This is a genomic window from Methylobacterium sp. CM6247 (genome assembly GCF_054817925.1).
The window spans coordinates 2,531,270-2,551,319 of record NZ_JBTXKX010000003.1 but is presented as its reverse complement, the minus strand read 5'-3'; the positions used below and the strand labels follow the sequence as shown (position 1 = coordinate 2,551,319).

The 20,050-nt window shown below is 65.4% G+C and carries 22 protein-coding genes; 7 read left to right on the top strand and 15 right to left on the bottom strand.

Features of this window, described 5'->3' with window-relative positions; genetic code table 11:
* Positions 1–11: 11 nt before the first annotated feature.
* The 5 genes from ACYQOP_RS12765 to ACYQOP_RS12745 all read right to left on the bottom strand — a co-directional run bounded on the left by ACYQOP_RS12765 (position 12) and on the right by ACYQOP_RS12745 (position 3,819).
* Positions 12–578 carry an NUDIX domain-containing protein gene (locus ACYQOP_RS12765; protein ID WP_461222589.1) on the bottom strand — a complete coding sequence of 189 codons (567 nt, stop codon included), beginning with the start codon at positions 576–578 and terminating at the stop codon, positions 12–14.
* Between the two features lie 110 nt (positions 579–688).
* A complete protein-coding gene (locus ACYQOP_RS12760; protein ID WP_207412554.1) occupies positions 689–925 on the bottom strand; it encodes a sulfurtransferase TusA family protein in 237 nt (78 codons plus the stop codon).
* A gap of 84 nt (positions 926–1,009) precedes the next feature.
* Positions 1,010–1,417: a hypothetical protein gene (locus ACYQOP_RS12755; RefSeq protein WP_461222588.1), complete on the bottom strand. Its 408-nt coding sequence runs from the start codon at positions 1,415–1,417 to the stop codon at positions 1,010–1,012.
* A gap of 152 nt (positions 1,418–1,569) precedes the next feature.
* Complete coding sequence (locus tag ACYQOP_RS12750) at positions 1,570–2,937, bottom strand: glutamate--cysteine ligase (RefSeq protein ID WP_461222586.1); 1,368 nt, start codon at positions 2,935–2,937, stop codon at positions 1,570–1,572.
* Between the two features lie 129 nt (positions 2,938–3,066).
* The gene (locus ACYQOP_RS12745; protein WP_461222585.1) at positions 3,067–3,819 is read right to left on the bottom strand and encodes a 16S rRNA (uracil(1498)-N(3))-methyltransferase; all 753 of its coding nucleotides are present in this window, start codon (positions 3,817–3,819) and stop codon (positions 3,067–3,069) included.
* Positions 3,820–4,055: 236 nt separating this feature from the next.
* Here ACYQOP_RS12745 and ACYQOP_RS12740 point away from each other — a divergent pair, with 236 nt between their 5' ends.
* Entirely contained in the window at positions 4,056–4,529 is a 474-nt protein-coding gene (locus ACYQOP_RS12740; RefSeq protein ID WP_056428862.1) for a hypothetical protein, read from the top strand.
* Positions 4,530–4,567: 38 nt separating this feature from the next.
* Positions 4,568–5,524 (top strand): 4-hydroxybenzoate octaprenyltransferase, encoded by a 957-nt coding sequence (gene ubiA / locus ACYQOP_RS12735; protein ID WP_461222584.1) that lies wholly within the window; start codon positions 4,568–4,570, stop codon positions 5,522–5,524.
* A gap of 13 nt (positions 5,525–5,537) precedes the next feature.
* Here ubiA and ACYQOP_RS12730 read toward each other — a convergent pair whose 3' ends face one another.
* Complete coding sequence (locus ACYQOP_RS12730) at positions 5,538–6,050, bottom strand: DUF6101 family protein (RefSeq protein WP_461225301.1); 513 nt, start codon at positions 6,048–6,050, stop codon at positions 5,538–5,540.
* 323 nt (positions 6,051–6,373) lie between these two features.
* Here ACYQOP_RS12730 and ACYQOP_RS12725 point away from each other — a divergent pair, with 323 nt between their 5' ends.
* A complete protein-coding gene (locus tag ACYQOP_RS12725; RefSeq protein WP_461222583.1) occupies positions 6,374–7,201 on the top strand; it encodes a 3'(2'),5'-bisphosphate nucleotidase CysQ in 828 nt (275 codons plus the stop codon).
* A 381-nt stretch (positions 7,202–7,582) separates the two neighbouring features.
* Here ACYQOP_RS12725 and ACYQOP_RS12720 read toward each other — a convergent pair whose 3' ends face one another.
* Together ACYQOP_RS12720 and ACYQOP_RS12715 are read right to left on the bottom strand one after the other, a co-directional pair.
* On the bottom strand, positions 7,583–7,813 hold the full coding sequence (locus ACYQOP_RS12720; RefSeq protein WP_056428857.1) for a hypothetical protein: 231 nt from the start codon (positions 7,811–7,813) through the stop codon (positions 7,583–7,585).
* Between the two features lie 201 nt (positions 7,814–8,014).
* Positions 8,015–8,224, bottom strand: coding sequence for a cold-shock protein (locus ACYQOP_RS12715; RefSeq protein WP_026175704.1), 210 nt, complete (start codon positions 8,222–8,224; stop codon positions 8,015–8,017).
* A gap of 313 nt (positions 8,225–8,537) precedes the next feature.
* Between ACYQOP_RS12715 and ACYQOP_RS12710 the strand changes: the two genes are divergently transcribed.
* Positions 8,538–8,927 carry a hypothetical protein gene (locus ACYQOP_RS12710; protein ID WP_056428856.1) on the top strand — a complete coding sequence of 130 codons (390 nt, stop codon included), beginning with the start codon at positions 8,538–8,540 and terminating at the stop codon, positions 8,925–8,927.
* Between the two features lie 9 nt (positions 8,928–8,936).
* Here ACYQOP_RS12710 and ACYQOP_RS12705 read toward each other — a convergent pair whose 3' ends face one another.
* A complete protein-coding gene (locus ACYQOP_RS12705) occupies positions 8,937–9,158 on the bottom strand; it encodes a hypothetical protein (RefSeq protein ID WP_056428854.1) in 222 nt (73 codons plus the stop codon).
* Positions 9,159–9,372: 214 nt separating this feature from the next.
* Here ACYQOP_RS12705 and ACYQOP_RS12700 point away from each other — a divergent pair, with 214 nt between their 5' ends.
* Positions 9,373–9,951, top strand: coding sequence for a type 1 glutamine amidotransferase domain-containing protein (locus ACYQOP_RS12700; protein WP_461222582.1), 579 nt, complete (start codon positions 9,373–9,375; stop codon positions 9,949–9,951).
* 47 nt (positions 9,952–9,998) lie between these two features.
* Here the strand turns inward: ACYQOP_RS12700 and ACYQOP_RS12695 are convergent, their stop codons facing one another.
* The 6 genes from ACYQOP_RS12695 to ACYQOP_RS12670 all read right to left on the bottom strand — a co-directional run bounded on the left by ACYQOP_RS12695 (position 9,999) and on the right by ACYQOP_RS12670 (position 17,399).
* Positions 9,999–11,657, bottom strand: a complete 1,659-nt coding sequence (locus ACYQOP_RS12695) for a calcineurin-like phosphoesterase C-terminal domain-containing protein (protein WP_461222581.1) — start codon at positions 11,655–11,657, stop codon at positions 9,999–10,001.
* Between the two features lie 83 nt (positions 11,658–11,740).
* On the bottom strand, positions 11,741–12,034 hold the full coding sequence (locus ACYQOP_RS12690) for a hypothetical protein (RefSeq protein WP_056428847.1): 294 nt from the start codon (positions 12,032–12,034) through the stop codon (positions 11,741–11,743).
* Positions 12,035–12,628: 594 nt separating this feature from the next.
* The gene (locus tag ACYQOP_RS12685) at positions 12,629–13,831 is read right to left on the bottom strand and encodes a pyridoxal phosphate-dependent aminotransferase (protein ID WP_461222580.1); all 1,203 of its coding nucleotides are present in this window, start codon (positions 13,829–13,831) and stop codon (positions 12,629–12,631) included.
* A gap of 436 nt (positions 13,832–14,267) precedes the next feature.
* Complete coding sequence (gene cysN / locus ACYQOP_RS12680; protein WP_207412545.1) at positions 14,268–15,668, bottom strand: sulfate adenylyltransferase subunit CysN; 1,401 nt, start codon at positions 15,666–15,668, stop codon at positions 14,268–14,270.
* Between the two features lies 1 nt (position 15,669).
* Positions 15,670–16,605 carry a sulfate adenylyltransferase subunit CysD gene (cysD, locus tag ACYQOP_RS12675; RefSeq protein ID WP_056428839.1) on the bottom strand — a complete coding sequence of 312 codons (936 nt, stop codon included), beginning with the start codon at positions 16,603–16,605 and terminating at the stop codon, positions 15,670–15,672.
* Positions 16,602–17,399, bottom strand: a complete 798-nt coding sequence (locus tag ACYQOP_RS12670; RefSeq protein ID WP_461222579.1) for a phosphoadenylyl-sulfate reductase — start codon at positions 17,397–17,399, stop codon at positions 16,602–16,604. Before ACYQOP_RS12670 ends, cysD begins: the two co-directional genes overlap by 4 nt.
* Positions 17,400–17,650: 251 nt before the next feature.
* Here ACYQOP_RS12670 and ACYQOP_RS12665 point away from each other — a divergent pair, with 251 nt between their 5' ends.
* The gene (locus ACYQOP_RS12665) at positions 17,651–18,157 is read left to right on the top strand and encodes an Lrp/AsnC family transcriptional regulator (protein WP_018042510.1); all 507 of its coding nucleotides are present in this window, start codon (positions 17,651–17,653) and stop codon (positions 18,155–18,157) included.
* Positions 18,158–18,264: 107 nt separating this feature from the next.
* Complete coding sequence (locus tag ACYQOP_RS12660) at positions 18,265–20,034, top strand: diflavin oxidoreductase (RefSeq protein WP_461222578.1); 1,770 nt, start codon at positions 18,265–18,267, stop codon at positions 20,032–20,034.
* Positions 20,035–20,050: the final 16 nt, after the last annotated feature.

Below are 20,050 nucleotides of genomic sequence, written 5' to 3'. Positions count from 1 at the left end.
GGATTGGTGCTTCAGACGAACAAATCCGGCCGACGAAGCCGCAGTGCGAAGAGAAGCACCAGGGTTTTCATGTCGGTGATCTCGCCCCGGTCGCTCATGGCGGCGAGGGTGGCTAGGGGCATCTCGTGGACGGTGATGCTTTCATGTTCCTCGGCCAACCCACCGCCGGGGCCGGAGCGGTCGGCGGCGCTATAGGCACCCAGAAATAGGTCCATCTGTTCGGTGGAAATTCCGGGCATCGACCACCCAGTTGTCAGGCGTTCGAGGGTGCCGAGGCGGACGCCGGTCTCCTCGAAGGCCTCGCGGCGTGCGCCGTCCTCGGGCTCGGATTCGTCGAGGAGTCCAGCCGGGATCTCGAGAAGCGACAGGGTGCCGGCCGCAAAGAAGGTGGGTGGCCGGAACTGCTCTACCAGAAGCGCCATACGGCGCTCAGGATCATAGGGCAGCACCCCGACCGCGCGACCGTGATCCTCGATCTCGCGGGTCAGGCGCGTGCCGTCCGGCATCGTGACTTCTGCCACGAGAAAGCGGCTCCAGCCATCGTGCAGGATGCGGGTGCCACGGATCACCGGCGCCATATAGTCGTTCCCGTCTTCCGGCCACGGGCGGTCACGCGGCCTTCTTCGGGATCACCTAACCGCGAGTTGCCGCATCATTGAGGCGAAGACGGTGCGGAATGAACGCGTTTTCAGGTGCCGCCCTTCTCAATGGTGAAGCTGAAGACGCCGTCGTCGCGGCCCTGACCGACGAGACGATCGCCCTCCTCGGTGACGAGATGGGGGATGTCGATCACCGAGACCGGATCGGTGCAGAGGATGGTCAGCTGCGCCCCCGGTTCCAGGCCGCGCATGGCCTTGCGGGTGCGTAGCACCGGCAGGGGGCATTTCAGGCCGCTGAGATCGAGGACGAGTGGCGCGTCGGTCATATCTGTCCAACGATACGACAAGCCCCGCCCGAGGCTGGAGCCTCGGGCGGGGCTTGAGCCGAAGACGAGGCTCCGTGGATGATGTTAGTAGCCGTAGGCAGGATAGCCGTAGGCCGGGGCGTAGCCATAGGCGGGCGCGTAGCCATAGGCCGGGGCATACCCATAGGCTGGTGCGTAGCCGCGGTCGTAATAGCCGTAGCGGGGAGCCTGGCTCGCCGCGATGGCGCCGCCGATGATGCCCAGAGCGGCACCCGCCGCAAGGGCTCCACCGATGCCGGGGCCACGGCGATAGCCGCCACCATAATAGCCGCGACGGTAGCCGTAGCCGCCGCCGTAGTAGCGGCCATAGCGAACGGCCTCCACGGCAGAGCCGCCAGCGACCTGTGCCGACGTCAGAGCGGGCATCGGGGCGGCTTGTGCGCCGGAGAGAGGAGCTGCCGCCAGACCGACGGCGGTCGAACCGGCAAGGACCAGGGACATGATGCGCGACATGCGGGCGATCTCCTAATTCGAGTGTACCTGCACCGTTAAAACACCATCTTTGATGAACCGTTCCGGAACAGACGAGGCACTATCGGCCGAACGTGTGCCCCGGCACAATTGTCGTTTCAAGAAGATATGGGTTTATAGTCAATAGCCTCTCTTCAGAAGACGCATTCCGTGAACGCCGGATCGACGGAGCGCCGCCATGGACCCTCGTAATCCGCCAACCTGTCCTCAGCCCGCGAATGACCACTGGCGACGATGGCTTCGAGGGGCTGGAGGAAGTGAGTTTCATCGCGTCCGTGGGCATCACGGCGCCCGCGCGCTTCAAGACCCTTGCGGGCGATGGCGAGGGCTTCCGCTGCCACAGTGCCCAGACTGCGTCCGGCGATCGGTGTCGCGAGGCCTAGACGGGGCACGATGGCGCGAAGGCATTCGCGCTCTGCGGTACTCCAAGCCTTGGCAATGTCCCAGGCCGCCGCGAGCCCGGCATCGTCGTAGAGCAGCCCGACCCAGAACGCCGCCTGCGCGACGATCATGTCCGCGCCGCCCACATCTGAGCCGCGCATCTCGATGTAGCGCTTGAGCCTGACCTCGGGGAAAGCCGTGGAGGCATGGTTCGCCCAGTCCGACATCGTAGCCCTCTCGCCGGGAAGCGCCGCGAGCCGCCCATCCATGAGATCGCGGAACGAGGAGCCGCTGACGTCGTGATAGGTCTCCCCGCGCTTGACGAAATACATCGGCATGTCGAGCAGCCAGTCGGTATACGCTTCATACCCGAAGCCAGCCTCGAAGGCGCGGGGCAGCATGCCAGTCCTGTCGCCATCGGTATCGCGCCAGATCTCGGAGCGGCGCGAGAGGAAGCCGTTGGGGCGCCCGTCAGTGAAGGGGGAGTTCGCGAAGAGCGCCGTCGCCACCGGTTGCAGCGCCAGGGCGACCCGCATCTTGGTCGCCATGTCCGCTTCTGAGGAGAAGTCGAGATTCACCTGCACCGTGGCGGTACGCAGCATCATGTCGAGGCCGAGGGAGCCGACCTTGGGCATGTAGCCGGCCATGATCTTGTACCGGCTCTTGGGCATGACCGGCGTTCCCTCGCGGGTCCATTTCGGACTCATGCCGAGATCGAGGAAACCGATTCCGAGTGGGTCTGCCGCACGCGCGGTCGCCTCCAGATGGCTGCGCAATTCACGCTCGGTGGCATGGACATCAGCTAGCGGCGCGCCGGACAATTCGAACTGCCCGCCAGGTTCGAGCGAAATCGCTCCCCCGTCATTTCCGGCGAGGCCGATCAGGTTGCCGGCATCCTCGATCGCCTCCCAGCCCGTTTCGCGCGCAACGCCTTCGAGGAGCGCGCGGATTCCAGTCTCGCCCGCATAGGGAACGGGTGCGTTGCCGTTCCGGTAGAACGGAACCTTCTCGTGCTCCGTGCCGACGGCGAAGCGCTCGGGCGGTTTTTCGCCCTCGGCGAACCACGCGATCAGTTCGTCCCGCTTCGTCAGCGGTGTCGTGTCGGACGTATCGCGCGCCATGCGCTGCCTCGTGATGAAGGTCGTGTTTGGTGAGAGGCAGGCCGGACCGCAGCGGAGGAGCCCCTTTGAAGATGGCGACTCCTTAGTCCAGCCGCGAGCCATGAACAACGCGGCGTGGTGGGGGGCTCATCAGCGTGTGTCTCCCAGCACAGACTGCACCAAGGTGAGAGCCACCACGGCCGCCGTATCCGCCCTTAGTATCCGAGGTCCGAGGGATAGCGCGACCGTGTTGGGCCGCGCCGCGATCATTTCCCTCTCCTCTGCCGAGAACCCACCCTCAGGCCCGATCAGAACCGCCAGGGGCGGCGGCATCGCCGGGTCGGCGGCGCCACGCAGGGCCGCGACAGGATCGGCCACCGCGGCCTCCTCGTCGCAGAAGACGAGGAGGCGTTCGGGCGCGAGTTCCGCGAGCGCTACGGGGAGCCGGACCGCATCGGGAAGATCGGGAATCGCCAGGATGCCGCATTGCTCGGCCGCTTCGATGGCGTTGGCGCGCAGGCGATCGAGATTGATACGCTCGCCTTGCGTGTAACGGGTGAAGACCGGCCGGATGGTGCCGGCTCCCATCTCCACGGCCTTCTGCGCCAGATAGTCGAGCCGGGCGGTCTTCAGTGGCGCGAAGAGGTAATGCAGGTCGGCATGCTCGGATTGAGGCCGTACCTGCTCGACGGCGATCAGTTCTGCGCTTTTGCGCCCGCTCTGGGCGATGCAGGTGCGCCATTCGCCGTCGCGGCCGTTGAAGACGAGGACGGGATCGTCCGGGCCACGCCGCAGGACGTTCAGCAGGTAGTTCGCCTGGGCGCGTTCCAGGGGAAGGACAGTGCCTTCACCAAGGTCGGATTCGACGAAAAGGCGGGGGGCGGTAAAGTCGTATGCTGCCATGGCTCAGCGTGGTCGCCCGCGTCCGCAGGCCTGTCAACGCCGGCGCCCGATTGCGGGTGATGCGCCGGGGCAACAGCGCTGGATTTTGTCGAGTTTCCCCAAACGCAAACCTTACCGGCCATTTACGTCTTGAAAGACGCCACATTCCTATGGCGAGACGTCAACGAGGTTCGGCAATCGCTCCGGCAGCCACGGCAAGGCACCGGTGTAGATTGGGGGAGAGGGAAATCCAACTCATGTCATCGAAGATCATCGCGGCCGTCGCCGGAGCTGCATTCGGCTCCGTTCTCATCGCTGGTCCCGCCTTCGCGCAGAACGCGGAATGCGGTGAGATCCAGAAGACGCTCCAGTCGCGTAAGGATCTCGTGGCCAAGGCGAATGCCGCGTCGAACTCCAAGAAGAAGATGACCCCCGCCGAAGCCTGCGCGCTGTTCGGCAAGCTGCAGACCAACGGCAACGAAGGCGTGAAGTGGATCGCCGCCAATAAGGAATGGTGTTCCATTCCCGATTCCTTCGCCGAAGGCTTCAAGGCCGACCATCTGAAGGTCGCCGGCATCCGCACCAAGATCTGCGGCGTCGCCGCCCAGGCCGCGAAGATGGAAGCCCAGGCGCGGGCGCAGGCCCAGAACGGCGGCGGCGGTAGCGGTGGTGGCATGCTCGGCGGGCCAGGCCTGACGGGCAGCTTGAAGATGCCCCAGGGCGCGCTCTAGGCCTTGGCTGCCATTTCGGTCCACGGTTGCGCCCGCCCATGGCGGGCGTGACCTCGCCAGACGGCGCAGACGGGAAGGTCGCGGATGCTGTCGTCGGCCACTGGGTCGATCGTCTCGCCCCGCGCGGCCTCCGTCCCTATCTCCGCCTCGCCCGCATCGACCGGCCGATCGGCTGGTGGCTACTGCTCCTGCCGTGCTGGTGGTCGGCCGCCCTGGCGGCGCTCGCCGGTCACAAGCCGTTTCCGGAGCCGGCGCATCTGCTCCTGTTCCTGATCGGCGCCATCGCCATGCGAGGGGCGGGCTCGACCTACAACGACATCGCCGACCGTGATCTCGACGCGCAGGTGGAGCGCACGCGCTCGCGCCCCCTCCCCTCCGGGCAGGTGAAGACGCGGTCCGCCGCCATCTTCCTCGTGATGCAGGCGCTGGTCGGTCTGGCCGTGCTACTGCAATTCAACCCTACCGCCATCTGGGTCGGCATGGCGTCCCTTCTACCAGTGGCGATCTATCCGTTCATGAAACGGGTGATGTCGATGCCCCAGGCGGTGCTCGGCCTCGCCTTCTCGTGGGGAGCGCTGATGGGCTGGGTCGCCGCCTTCGGCACTCTCGGTGCGCCGGCCTTGGCTCTCTATGTCGGCGCGTTTGCGTGGATCGTCGGCTACGATACGATCTATGCGGTTCAAGACATCGAGGATGACGAGATCGCCGGCATCCGCTCGTCGGCCCGTCTGTTCGGCCGTGGTCTGAAGCCCGCCATCGGCCTGTGCTACGCGGTCTCGGCCGCCGCCATTGCCACAGCTGCGGCACTGGCTGGTGCGGGCCCTGTCGGGTTTCTCGGCGTTGCCTTGTTTGCCACCCATCTCGGATGGCAGGTTTTCCGTCTGAAACCCGGTGACGGGCGCGGGGCATTGCTGCTCTTCCGCTCTAACCGCGATGCCGGGTTGATACTTTTCGCTGGCCTGTCGGCCGATGCCCTGTGGCAGGCCCTCTTCTGAGGCCGGTCCGGCCTCAGGACAGCGCGCCTCCGACGATCTCGCTCTCACCGCGATAGATCAGGGGACGCACCGGCAGCACGCCGGTCTTACGACGGACGAGGAAGCGCGGGCGGCGGCCATTGAGCAGGCCGTGACGACGGCGGGTGCGGGTCGTTCCGAGAGCGACACGGCCGAGCTGACGCGACACGGTTGCGAGGGTGCCGTCCTCCCGCACGATCATCCGCGGCAGGCCGGTCCGGGCCGAGCAATCACGCCAGATCGCGACCACATCGTCATCGCCATAAGGTCCGAGACGACCCAGCGTGGCGCCGGTCTCGTCCACGAGCAAAAGGGCGAAGCGATCCTCGTCGCAGGCATCGGAATCCTCGGAGGCGAAGGCCAGGGCGACACCGACGGCCATGGTACCACCGGCGACGCCGCCGGTGATCGGCAGAACTGAAGCAGTGAACGCCACGGAGCTCAGCGCGACGCCATCCTGCAGGCAGTGATCGGTGGCGATGCCGACGTTTGTCTCGGTTGGATTCATGTTTGAGAAAGTGTTCATTGGTCCGATGCCCTGTTGGTGTGATCGGCCTCTGTCGGGCCGTCTCTTATGACAAGCAGATTTGCGTCTAACCTCCTCAAACCGCCTTAATAGCCACAGTTAAGCGATCGTGGACGGCGGGGAAGCGATTGGGATGCTCAACACTTCCTTGCTTCATTCCTCAGGATCGCGGTGCATCTCCGGATTCTCGATCCTTGTGGGCATGGGATGCCCGCCCTACAACGGTATCAGTCTCTTCCCGCCGCAGGGCGCGGAAAGGCCCGATTCGCATCCCTTCTCGAGAAAACCCGAAGATTCGGAGACGCATGTCCGACACGATGTCGATCGAAGCCGCCAAGGCCCTCGTCCCTGATCTGCGGGCGGCGATCCGCGAAGCTGCCTCCCTCGCCCTTCCCTACTTCCGGGCGGACGGACAGACGACGGCCCGGACATGGTCGAAGGCCGGTGGCTCTCCGGTAACGGAAGCCGATGTGGCGGTGGATACGTTTCTGAAGATCAGGCTGAGTGCTTTGCTGCCAAAAGCCGCCTGGCTTTCGGAGGAAACGAGCGACGATCCAATTCGCCTGGGCTCCGACCTCGTCTGGATCGTCGATCCCATCGACGGCACCCGTGCCTTCCTCACAGGCCATCCCGATTGGTCGATTTCGGTGGCGTTGCTCTCGCAGGGGCAGCCGGTTCTCGGCTTCGTCCATGCTCCCGTCAGCGACAAGTTCTACGAGGCGGTGGCGGGTGCTGGCGCGACGTGCAACGGCGTTTCGCTGTCGGTCTCGCGACAGGCCGGGCTCGCTGGTGCGCGGGTGACAGGACCGAAACCGATGGCCGATAAGCTTGCACGGGGCGGCTCCGTTGACGGAAAAGCGGTCGATTTCGAGATCATCCCGCGTGTGCCGTCCCTTGCTTTGCGGGTGGCCAGGGTCGCGGAGGGATCGATCGATATCGGCCTCGTTTCGTCCGACGCGCGCGACTGGGACCTCGCCGGGGCCGACCTGCTCCTGCGCGAGGCGGGAGGATCGGTGAGCGACCTGCGGGGAAATCGCACGACCTACAATAGACCAGATCCCGTCCACGGGGCCCTGATCGCGATGTCGGACGCCCTGCGCGACGATGTCGTTGCCGCCCTGACGCGGGTCTGAAGCGTTCGCCATCGCGACGACGCGTCATTCCCTTCGCAGCCTGGCGAAGCGTCGATTGCGTGTGGATGCGGCGGTGAAATCGACCGGAATCGAGCCGGGTTTCGACCGCCATCGGCGAGGCTTTCGAGGTCTCCGGGCCGATCGACGAATCCGGCCGCGTTGCGGTGCTCCGTGGCGCCAACGACCGAGCGTTCACCCTGGTAAGCGCGGGCATCCGGCGACGTGCGGGACACCCGATGGTCGAGACGACCGAAGGTGATTCTCCCCCGCCCCCATGCCGGCGCGATGGGCCCGGACACGCAAACGCCGAGCCCTGTGAGGAACTCGGCGCGAAACGTCCATCAGCGCGGGGACGATGCCCTCCACGCAGGATAAGCCCGATCAGGCGTGTTCGCGAACCGCGACCACTTCGGGAGCCACTCCGAGCCGCTCGGCGAGGTGCCAGCGCAGTTCACGGGGCGAATGGTAGTTGTAAGAGGTGTCGATGAGGTGGCTGAGATCGATGTCCTGCGCATCACGCGACGTCGTCTGCTTCAGCTTTCCTACCTTGAATGTCGCCGCATCGGTGATGGGCGAACGGACGCCGCGGCGCCGGGTGTATTCGAACAACATGTTTTCTTGTGATCTTTCAGATTTTCTTGGTGTGCAGAACAACGAGCTTAGCTCCCTGTTCCGTAAGTCAGAGGTTTGAAGGGTGGGAGGGATGCCATCCTCAGCGAACTCGTCTCCCCAGAGGAGATCGTCGGGATGGCGGCGGACACGGCGCTCGATGGCCGATGGTGACGCCAGCCCCGAGGGCTGGCGCCGGGGGCGTCAAGCCGCCTGGAGGTTGCCAGCCGAGTCCTTGCCGCTGCGCTTGTCGGTCTGGATCTCGTAGGAGACCTTCTGACCTTCAATGAGATTGCGCATTCCCGCGCGCTCGACGGCGGAGATGTGAACGAACACGTCCTTGCCGCCGTCATCGGGCTGAATGAAGCCGTAGCCTTTGGTTTCGTTGAACCACTTAACAGTGCCGGTATTCACGAATAGAACCTCGTATCGTTCGTTGACCAAAGACGTGCATCTGCTCGAGATACCCGGCGCCGGTCCTCTTTTACATTTGACGGGATCAGCAGGTCGTGAGACGTGCGATGCACGTTGCGTTCGGCTCACTGATGCCCGCTGTCCTCCATGTAGGCTGATTGTGCGGCGGCAACAAGGCACCCGGCTCGATCTTGCCTGCCGCACCGGCACGCCGCACTCTCAAGGGACTCCGAGCGGACCCCGTGTTTTTCGGTCCGCGACATGCATATATGGGACCTGTTCCAGGCAGTTAGGCGACGCAATCAGGCGGTTCATGGCGGGCATCTCGGTTTCCCTCGAAGGCGCGAACATCCAGCTCTCATTCCAGAAGGACGATCAGGCCACGGCCGTCGTCATGGATGCGCGGGCGGCCCGTGCGCTCGTGCGTGCGGTGGGACAGCTGCTGACCGCGATCGACGAGCCGGACGATGTCGACCTGCCGGACGATCTGAGCGACGAGGATATCGCCATGCTCGAAGTCACCTCGTCCGCCATCGAGGTCGGCACCGACGAGCAGGGACAGGCCGTGGTCGCCTTGCAGGCCGGGGCGCTTCCCCCCTTCCAGCTGCGCCTGACGGACGAAGAGGCCCGCCACGTGGTGACGAGCCTCTCTGAAATCCTCAGTGCGCCCCGGGACGTGCGCGCGTCACACGGGGATCACTAGACCCCTCGATCACATCCTGACGCCGGGGTCGGTCGGTCCGCCCGGCAGATAATCGGGCTCGGAGCCCGGCCCCTTCGGCTCGTCGACGCCGGGATCGTCGACAGGATACGGGGTCCGTGGTCCGGTCGGGCCGATATCCGGCCCTTCATCGGGCGGCAGCGGCGGCGGTGGCAGGTCACCGGGGATTCCGCCCGGCAGCGGCTCGGGGATCGGTAGGCCTGGATTGGCCATTCAGCGTCTCCTTCGCTTCTAGGTGGATCGCGCTCCGACGTTAAGTCGGTCGTCTGTCGGACCAACCCGCCCCGATCGTCGCCAGTTCCAGCAAAGCATGAATTCGAGCCTTGTGCTGCCGCCTTGGCTGCATTGCGCCTCGGCCCGCCCAGGAACCTGCCCCAGCCGCCACCGGTTCTTCCGCTACCTCTTTGAACACATGCGGAGATCTGCCATGGCCGACATCAAGCAGTCGAAGGTTCTCATCGTCGCGACAGACGGTTTCGAGGAAACCGAGCTCACCGTTCCGCTGCAGAATCTCAGGGGGGCCGGAGCGAGCGTCGTCGTCGCATCGCCGAAATCACGCGAATCGCGGGAATCCATTCGCGGCTGGGACAAGACGGATTGGGGCAAGAACGTTGCGGTCGACAAGGATCTCGAAGACATCGACCCGGCCGATTTCGACGCGCTCGTCCTCCCCGGCGGTCAGATCAACCCGGACAAGCTGAGGCTCGAGCCGAAGGCCCTGGAGGTCATCAAGGCCTTTCTGACGTCCGGCAAGGTCGTGGCCGCCATCTGCCACGCGCCCTGGCTGTTGATCGAGGCCGGTGCCGTGAAGGGCCTGAACCTGACCTCATTCTCATCGATCAAGACGGACATCATCAATGCCGGCGGCCAGTGGCACGACGAGGCGGTGGTGACCGACAAGGGGATCGTCACCAGCCGCAATCCGGGCGACCTCGACGCGTTCTGCGCCAAGATCGTCGAAGAGATCCAAGAGGGTAACCACGGCGCTCGCCAATTGGCCGCCTGACACCGGGCTTACGCTCCGCCCGCCCCGAAACGGGCGGGCTGTCCGACTCAGCCGCGCGATGACCCGACTTCGCCGGTGACTTCGAGCACCAGGCCGGAGGAGAGCGGACGACCGTACTCGTCCTCGACATCCACGGTGATGCGGTGACTGCCGGCCGGGATGTCGCCGTCGAGACGTGCCACCCAGATATGGCTCGAGGGCTCCGCCTTCACCCAGGGTTTCTTCGCCTCGGGATAGCGGAGGTAGACCTCGTTCACGAACGGATCGGGGCGTCGCGTCCGCACCATCGCGACGGCCGGGCCGCTGCCGATCCGATAGGAGACCCGCGTGCGCGGGCCACCGTCGAAGACGTTCACCACCAGATTGGTGGCGGAGAGGCTCTCTCGCGGCACCGGCGACCGCAGGGTCTGCATCGGCCGGTAATCGCGCACGACCTCGCCCGCGCCGCCGCGATACTGGCTCTCCAGAACGATCCGCATCCCCTCGTCCGGCTCGCCCTGGGCCGGGCGGTAGCGGGTCGTGTAACCGGCGCCGTCCACCGACAGGACATGGAAGCCATTCGGTGTTCCGTCGCGGCTGTCGGCCGAGGGGATCCCGGTGCGGGAAGAGGGGCCGCTCCACCACGAGCCCGAGACAGCGGTGAGGACGTGGTGATGGTGGCTCCCCGCGCCGCCCGCACGGGGATAATGATGCTCCGTCGTGTGGGTATGGCCGGCGAGGCTCAATACCGGGCGGTCACCCAGAAGGTCCAGCAGGCGCTCGCGGTCCATCACGTTCTGGCGCGGATCGTCCGGGTTGAGGTCGGTGTAGAGCGGGATATGCATCGCGATGACCACGAGGCGATCCTTGGGCGTCTGCGCCAGCATGTTGGCCACGAAGGCGAGCTGGCGTTCGCCGATGCGCCCTTCGTAGCGCCCTACCCCATCGCCCGCCCCCGATGCGGCGCCGAGATAATGGACAGTGTCCAGCATCAGGAACAGCGCCTTGCCGTGGTGGAAGGCGTAGTACGGCGCTCCGTAGACCCGCTTGAAGGTCTCGCGGCTGTAGCGTGCGTCGGGCGCCTCGAAATTGAGATCGTGATTGCCGCCGATATGGAACCAGGGAATGCCGATGCGCCCCATGATGCGGTTCGAGCGGCCGTAGAACGAAAGATCGTCGAACAGGATGTCGCCCGTGGTCATGCCGAAGGCGGCTTTCGTCCCCAGGACGCGCGTCACCGCCGTATCGCGGACATGGCCGAGTTCCACCGGGCTCTCGGGCTGAGGATCAGTGAACAGGATCAACTCGAAGGCATCCGGTTCCGCCTGACGCGACAACGCGAAATCGATGGAGGCGGGAAGCGGTCCCGTCGGGTCGATGCCCCGATAGCGCAGCCGCAATTCGGGGGGCGTCCCTTGCGGTTGGTGGAGGTAGCTGAAGCGCGGGATGTTGTTCTCGTCGCGCGGCAGGGCAAAGCCCGACGGCTTGACCACGAAGACGGTGTCGCCATCCGACACATCGAGGCCGTAGCGGCCCTGACGATCGGTGAGGACCACGTCCCGGCCGTTGGAGACGGCGACATCCGGGATGCCGATCCGTTCGCCGGAGACACTCTCGTAGACCATGCCCGTCGCACGCTCCGACGCCCGGGCGGAACTGGCCGACAGCGCCAGTGCGGCGGCGCCTGCCATGGTCTGGCGGCGGGTCAGAGCGGATCGGTCCATCATGCGAAAGCCTGTTGCAACGGGTCGGCCACACCGAACCACGTGCCTTTGACCATCGCGTGACGCTTCCGGCGAGCGTCGCCCGTTCAGTGCGTGGCGACGGTCTTCTCGACTTTGGGCTTGGTCACGGCGGCCCCCGAGATCAACTCGCCGAGACGCTTCTGGTCGAGCCCGCGTGTGACGTCCACGAGGCGATCACCGGCGGGGGATTCGACGGCTCTCACGGGGATCGACCCCGTCGCCACCGGGTCCTTCATCGCTGCCACCGGCACGGCGGACAGCGCGGGCTCGCGTTGGAGGCGCATGGCCCAATGGGCGGCGGTGGAAAGCGCGGCAATGGCGACGATCGCCTTGGTGCCGTTGGTAAGAAGGCGGCGCATGAGGAGGAGCCCGAGACTACGCGGAGGAACCTGGCCGGTTCCCCGGCCCGTCTCACTTGTGCGTGAAGTCGGTAAACCAATCCGCTCAAGCACTCGTCCGGCACTTGTCCTGAAATGGCTCGACAAGCTGAGCGCGCAATGAGCGTGGGCCATCAGCCACGGCGACGGTTCCTGTTCCCCGCACTCGTGACACACCTGACGCGACCCGGCCCACCAGGCCTCACAGGATCGACGCAGAGAACTGGTCCGCATCGCCCCGTCACGGCAGGCCCTGCAGCCACGCAAGTCCGAGAGGGTTCGCGAAACCGTCGAACGCATTAGCCGCGGGGACCGCCGATGTAGACATCCTACACCGAGCCGGCAACCGATCCGGCTGCATAGGGCCCTTCCGCCGCAGGCTCGTCCGCTGGCGGAACACGGGACAGGATGGGATCGGCCTCGGCGAGGCTCGTCAATGCCGGCATTCCCGGCTCACGCCGGGGATAGTGTCATTGCAGGTCGGAACGGTGAGGATATTCCCACCGCTCCGATCGAAGCGGGTTTCGACCGCGCTGCCTCATGGCACCGGGTTGGTGTTGGTCGTCGCTCGACGTCTCAGCTCAGCGAGCCGCAGAAGCGCTGGATGCGGGTGCAGGCCTCTTCCAGCGCCGTGTTCGACGTGGCGTAGGAGATGCGCAGGTTCGGTCCGAGCCCGAAAGCCGAGCCGTGAACGGCGGCGACACCTTCGGCCTGGAGCAGTTCCAGCACGAAATCCTCGTCCGATTCGATGACTTTGCCCGAAGGCGTCTTGCGCCCGATCGTCTCCGCGCAGGACGGGTAGACGTAGAAGGCGCCTTCCGGCGTCGGGCATTTGAGGCCCTTGGTCTGGTTCAGCATGGAAACCACGAGGTCGCGGCGCTCATGGAAAGCGGCGCGGAAACGGGCGAGATGCTCCTGCGTACCGTCGAGGGCCGCCACCGCCGCCCATTGGGAGATCGAGGAGGCGCCGGAGGTCTGCTGGCCCTGGACGAAATCCATTGCCTTGATGAGGTGCTCGGGACCGGCGGCGTAGCCGATGCGCCAGCCGGTCATCGCATAGGCTTTCGAGACGCCGTTCATGGTCAGCGTGCGGTCGTAGAGGCCGGGCTCGACCTGGGCCGGCGTGACGAACTCGAAATCGCCGTAGCAGAGGTGCTCGTACATATCGTCCGTGAGCACCCAGACATGGGGGTGGCGCATGAGGACGTCGGTGATCTTCTTCAGCTCGTCGCGGGCATAGGCCGCGCCGGAGGGGTTCGACGGCGAGTTGAGGATGATCCACTTGGTCTTCGGCGTGATCACCCGCTCCAGTTCTTCCGGCTGGAGCTTGAAATCATGCTCCATGTCCGTCTCGGCGAAGACCGGCGTGCCGCCGCACAGCACCACCATCTCCGGATATGAGACCCAGTAGGGGCGTGGGATCACTACCTCGTCGCCGGGGTTCAGCGTGGCGAGAAGGGCATTGTAGATGACGTGCTTGCCGCCGGTGCCGACGATGGTCTGCGCCGCTTTATAATCGAGGCCGTTCTCGCGCTTGAACTTCCGCACGATCGCTTCGCGCAGGGGCACGATCCCGGAGACCGGCGTGTACTTGGTCTCGCCGCGACGGATCGCGTCGATCGCCGCTTCCTTGATGTGGTCGGGCGTATCGAAATCCGGCTCGCCCACCGACAGGCTGATCACGTCCATCCCGCCGGCTTTCAGCTCACGGGCCTTCTGCGTCATCGCGATGGTGGCGGACGGCTTCACCTTGGACAGGGCGTCGGCGAGAAAGCCCATGATGGTCTACTCCGATCACGTCAGATGGGCGCCGATACGCGCCTCTTCAAAAAGCGCGCGGACCCTAATCCCGGAGCTGTGAGCCGGCAAGGCTGAGTCGCAGACGGTACTGTGTCGATAACGGCTCGATCTCGCCCTGCGGGTCGAAACGGTCGCTATCCCCCATTCACCACCTCATCCTGAAGTGCTGCGAAGCAGCCTCGAAGGAGAGCTCCAGCATCCACGGCGCCAACTGGAGCCCTCCTTCGAGGCCTCCGCTCCGGCGCCTCAGTATGAGGTGATGGGTGGGAGGAACGGTGTCACCCGTAAGTTTCGCGACCGTCGATCACCGGACCGTCTGTCGTGCGAGGCGAAAGACGCCTTTGAAAACAAAGCCGCCACCCGCCCCGCTCTTGGCGGGCCGGATGGCGGTTCGATTCACTGGTGGTGCGTCCGTTCAGATGCCGCCGAAGACCCACCGGAGCTTCGACAGGAACCCTCCGCCGGATTTCGCAGCGCGGGTCGCCTCCGGCTCGTCCTTCTCCGCTGCGGAGGCCTTGTCCGCATGGATCAGCCCGAGGGCCGCCGTATCGGTGGTCTCGCGATCGATGAGGATGAACCCGCCGGTATCGCGGTTCGCCGCGTAGGCATCGATGGCCACGGCGCGGTCCAGGCTCAGGGTCACGTCCGCGATGTCGTTGGCCACGAGACGGGCGGCCGGAACGGGATTGCCGCTCTCGGGATCGATCCGCGTATGGATGGTCGTGACGGTGGCGTTCACCGTCACGGTGCCGATCTTGGCGAGCAGGGTGGCGCCGGGCAGGAGTTCGGTCTCGGCCGCCCAGAAGAGACGGGCGTCGAAACGGTCGCTCACCCGCATCGGGGCATCGGCCGTGACGATCACCGAACCGCGCGAAGCGTCGATCTCGTCGGCGAGGACCAGGGTGACGGACTGACCTTCCACGGCATGCGGCAGGTCGCCATCGGCGGTGTAGATGCGGGCGATGGTGGAGGTCCGGCCCGAAGGCTCGACGATGATCGCGTCGCCAGGGGCGACGCGGCCGCTTGCGATCAGGCCCGAGAAGCCGCGGAAGTCGGAGTTCGGACGGTTCACCCACTGGACCGGAAGACGGAACGGAGCGGCCTGCTCCTCGACCCGAACCGGCACTTCTTCGAGGTACTGGAGGAGCGGCGTTCCCGTGTACCAGGGCACGGCGGCGCCGGGCAGGACGACGTTGTCGCCGTTCTTGGCGGAAAGCGGGATGGGCCGAATCTCGGTGAAGCCGAGGGGCGCGGCGAACGCGTCGAACGCCGCCGTGATCTCCTCGAACTTGCCCTGCGACCAGCCGACCAGATCCATCTTGTTCACCGCGAGGGCGACGCGCTTGATCCCGAGCAGCGAGACCAGCAGCGCGTGCCGCCTTGTCTGGCGGGTGAGACCCTGCCGAGCGTCCACCAGGATCACAGCGACGTCGGCCGTGGAGGCACCGGTCGCCATGTTGCGGGTGTACTGCTCGTGGCCGGGCGTGTCGGCGACGATGAACGAGCGCTTGTCGGTGGAGAAGAAGCGATAGGCGACATCAATGGTGATGCCCTGCTCGCGCTCGGCCTGGAGACCGTCCACGAGGAGGGCGAGGTCGATCTCGGCGCCCTGGGTGCCGTGCTTGCGCGAATCGCGCTGCAGCGCCGTCACCTGATCGTCGAAGATCTGCTTGGTGTCGTGCAGGAGGCGGCCGATCAGGGTCGACTTGCCGTCGTCGACGGAGCCGCAGGTGATGAAGCGCAGCACTTCCTTGCTCTGGTGAGCGGCGAGGAAGCTGTCATAGCCGAAGGCTTCGGGTGACTGATGGATCGTCATCTTAGAAATACCCCTCCTGCTTCTTGCGCTCCATGGCGCCCGACCCGTCCTTGTCGATCACGCGGCCCTGACGCTCGGAGGTCCGGGCGGCCAGGGTCTCGCCGATGATCTCGGGCAGGGTCGCGGCATCGCTCTCGACGGCGCCGGTGAGCGGGTAGTCGCCCAGCGTCCGGAAACGCACGGACAGGTTCTGCGGGGTCTCGCCGGGGTTCAGGGGCAGGCGGTCGTCGTCGACCAGGATCAGCTGGCCGTCGCGCTCCACGACGGGGCGGGGCTTGGCGAAGTAGAGCGGCACGATCGGGATCTGCTCCTGCTCGATATAGAGCCAGACATCGAGCTCGGTCCAATTCGAGATCGGGAAGACGCGCAGGGATTCGCCGCGCTTCTTCTTGAGATTGTAGAGGTGCCAGGGCTCGGCGCGCTGGCGCTTCGGGTCCCAGCGATGCTGGGCCGTGCGCAGGGAGAAGATGCGCTCCTTGGCGCGGGACGCCTCCTCGTCGCGGCGGGCGCCGCCGAAGGCCGCGTCGAACTTGTGCTTGTCCAGCGCCTGACGCAGGCCCTGCGTCTTCATCACGTCGGTATGGACTTCGGAACCATGGCTGATCGGGCCGATGCCCCGGGCCAGGCCGTCCTGGTTGGTGTGGACGATGAGATCGAGGCCGAGCTCCTTGGCGCGCTGATCGCGGAACGCGATCATCTCCTTGAACTTCCACGTCGTATCGATGTGCATCAGCGGGAACGGCAGACGGCCCGGCGCGAAGGCCTTCAACGCCAGATGCAGGAGCACCGACGAATCCTTGCCGATCGAATAGAGCATCACCGGGTTCTCGGTCTCGGCGACCGTCTCCCGCATGATGTGAATGCTCTCGGCTTCGAGACGCTGCAGGTGAGTCAGACGCTCGGGCAGCGTGGCGGCCAGGGCGGTGGCGGCGCTCATCGGGCCATCTCCAGATTGCTGTTGCGGGGTATGGATTCGAAAGCGGCGGCTTCCTGGCCCGGCTGAACGTTCGCCTCGGGCTGGCGCACGTGAAGGCCGCATTCCTTCTTGGATTCCTGCTCCCACCACCAGCGGCCGGCGCGTTCGGATTCGCCGACCTTGATGGCACGCGTGCACGGGGCGCAGCCGATCGAGGGGAAGCCGCGATCGTGAAGGACGTTGTAGGGGATGTAATTGTCGATCACGAAGCGGTCGACATCGGCTCTGGTCCAATCCGCGAGCGGATTGATCTTGATGAGACCACGCGCCTCGTCCGCCTCCGCCAGGGGCGTATCCGCGCGATTGGCGGATTGGCCAGCCCGCAGGCCCGTCAGCCAACCGGCGGCGCCGTCGAGGGCCCGGCCCAGCGGCTCGACCTTGCGGAAGCCGCAGCAGGCCTGCCGGGCGGCGACCGAATGGCGAAAGCCGTTGATTCCCTCGTCGCGGACGAACGCCTCTTCGGCGAGCCGCTCAGGTGCATAGGCCTGGATGCGGATGCCGTAGGCCGATTCGGTCTCCGCCCATACATCGTAGGTCTCTGGAAAGAGCCGTCCGGTATCGAGCGTGACGATCTCCGTCCGCCCTTTGGCCATAACGAGGGCGTGGGTCAGAGCCTGATCCTCGATGCCGAGGCTGGTCGTGAAGACCAGTCGGCCGGGGATCGCGGCTTCGATCGCGCGGATCCGGCCCCGCAGATCGAGGCCGGCCATCGTGGACGCGAGGTCCCGCGCCGTTCGTTCCAGGGAATTGCTCATCTGCGGTGCTCGATACGACTGCCTGAAAGATGCCTGCTTGTCTGGCGCCTGAAATGTTCGCTATAACGAACGCTGTCAAGGCATAGCGGCCATCGCGGCGCGGCATTCCCACGCGGACGCCGCTATGGTTTGCAAAGGCGCGGCGACCGGATTGGTTGCCTGTCGAAGGAATATCCTTCTCAATTCGCCGGTCGACGTCGTGCCTCCGCGCACCTCGGCGCCGCCGATCGGAACTGCTTAGCGAGGTCAATATGGACGCGATCGATCTGAAGATCCTGGCACTGCTGCAGAACGACGCCACTCTGTCGATCGCGACGATCGGAGAGAAGGTCGGCCTGTCTCAGACGCCCTGCTGGAAGCGTATCCAGCGCCTCGAAGCCGATGGCGTGATCGACCGCAGGGTCGCGGTTCTCGATCCCGTCAAGCTGGGTCTCGGCCTCACCGTCTTCGTGTCCATCGAGACGTCGGACCATTCCCGCGATTGGCTCGAGCGCTTCGCCTCGACCGTCGCAGCCATGCCCGAAGTGCTGGAGTTCTACCGCATGGCAGGGGATGTGGATTACATGTTGCGGGTCGTTGTCGCTGATATGCAGGCTTACGACACATTCTATAAGCAGCTCATCGCCACCTTGCCGCTCAAGAACGTGACGTCGCGCTTCGCCATGGAAAAAGTGAAGTCGACGACGGCACTTCCGCTGCCGGCCGCTCCCTCGAACGGTCGTTTCACGCCAACCCTCTCGGTCGTGGCGGGAGAATAAAATTCTCTATTGCGCTGCAAGGATAGGCAGCTCCTTCTACCCCGACGTCGTTCTGTAAAACGGACATCCCGTTGACAGCCGGCCTCTCAGGACGACATGGCTTACCGATGGCACGACAAGCGATCCTTCCCCAAACCGCCCCGTTCAACGACAGCGAACGCGCGAGCCTCGACTCGGTCCTCGGCGGAGCGACGCCGATCCAACGCGCCTGGCTCGCGGGCTTTCTCGCTGGGTTGGATGCGGCCGGCGGCCAGAATGCCGTGGCACCCTCAGCGCCGCCGAAGGCATCCGAGCCGTTGACGATCATCTACGCGAGCGAATCCGGCAATTGCGAAGCCCTGGCCGGCACCGTCGCCAAGCTCGCCAAGAAAAGCGGCTTCAAGCCGAAGGTCGTGGATTTCGCCGACCTCGACATCGCGACGCTGCCCGGCGCGAAGAACGTGATCGTCATCGCCGCCACCTGGGGCGAGGGTGAGCCTCCGGCACGCGCCACCCGCGCCTATAACGAATTGATGGGCGACGGCGCCCCTCGCCTCGACGGCGTGAATTTCGGCGTGCTGGCGCTCGGCGACACTTCCTATGTGGAGTTCTGCGCCATCGGGAAGGCGCTCGATGCGCGGTTCGAGGCGCTGGGCGGAAAGCGTAGTGTGGACCGCGCCGACCTCGATCTCGATTTCGACAAGCCCGCCGCCGATTGGATCAAGAACACCCTGAAGGCTCTGGCGCCCGCGCCGAGCGCCGACAACGTCGTGGCGGTCGATTTCGCCGGCCGCGCCGCCGTCGAGGACGACGATGCCGAGCCGAGCCGCGAACCGGTCGTGGTCGAGGTGGTGGATCACATCAACCTCAACTCGTCGCTTTCGGACAAGGAGACGATCCACCTCGCGCTCGAATTCCCGGACGGTGCCCCCGCCTACGAGCCCGGCGATTCGCTCGAAATCTACCCGGAGAACGATCCGGCCCTCGTGGAGGAGATCCTAAAGGCGACGAATCTCGCAGGGGACGAGAGCCTGCGCAAGGCGCTCCTCGCGGAGCGCGACATCACCACGTTGTCGGCCACCACGGTGGAGCGATTCGTGAAGGCGACGGGCCATTCCGAGGCGCAGAAGCTCATCGACAGCGGTGAGGTGAAAGCCTGGATCGAAGGTCGCCACCTCATCGATCTCATCGAGACCTTTCCCGCGACGTTCTCGGCCGAGCATCTCAACACCATCACGCGGCCCTTGCCGCCGCGGGCCTATTCCATCGCTTCCTCGCGCAAGGAAGTGGGCGACGAGGTCCATCTCGCCATCGTCGCCGTTCGTTACGACAGCCATGGCCGCTCCCGGTCGGGCGTCGCCTCGGTCCATGTGGCCGACCGGATCAAGAACGGCGCCAAGCTGCGGGTGAAATTGAAGCCGAACCGGCATTTCCGCCTGCCGCAGGACCCGGCCACCGACATCATCATGGTAGGCCCCGGCACCGGCGTCGCCCCGTTCCGCGCCTTCGTGCAGGAGCGCCGCGCCATCGAGGCCACCGGTCGCTCGTGGCTCTTCTTCGGTGACCGCCACTTCACTCACGACTTCCTCTACCAGCTCGAATGGCAGGACGCCCTGGAAGACCGCTCGTTGACGAAGATCGACGTCGCCTTCTCGCGCGACCAGCCAGAGAAGATCTACGTGCAGGACCGCATCCGCCAGCACGCCAAGGAAGTGGTGGAATGGCTCGATGGCGGCGCCAGCTTCTATGTCTGCGGCGACGCGAACCGCATGGCCAAGGACGTGCGCAACGCCGTCGTCCAGGCCTATGCCGAGGTCAAATCGCTGAGCGACACCGATGCCGAAGCCGCGGTGGCGGCGCTGGAGCGGGCCCATCGCTACCAGCAGGACGTCTACTAAGGCGCGTTGTTCCTCC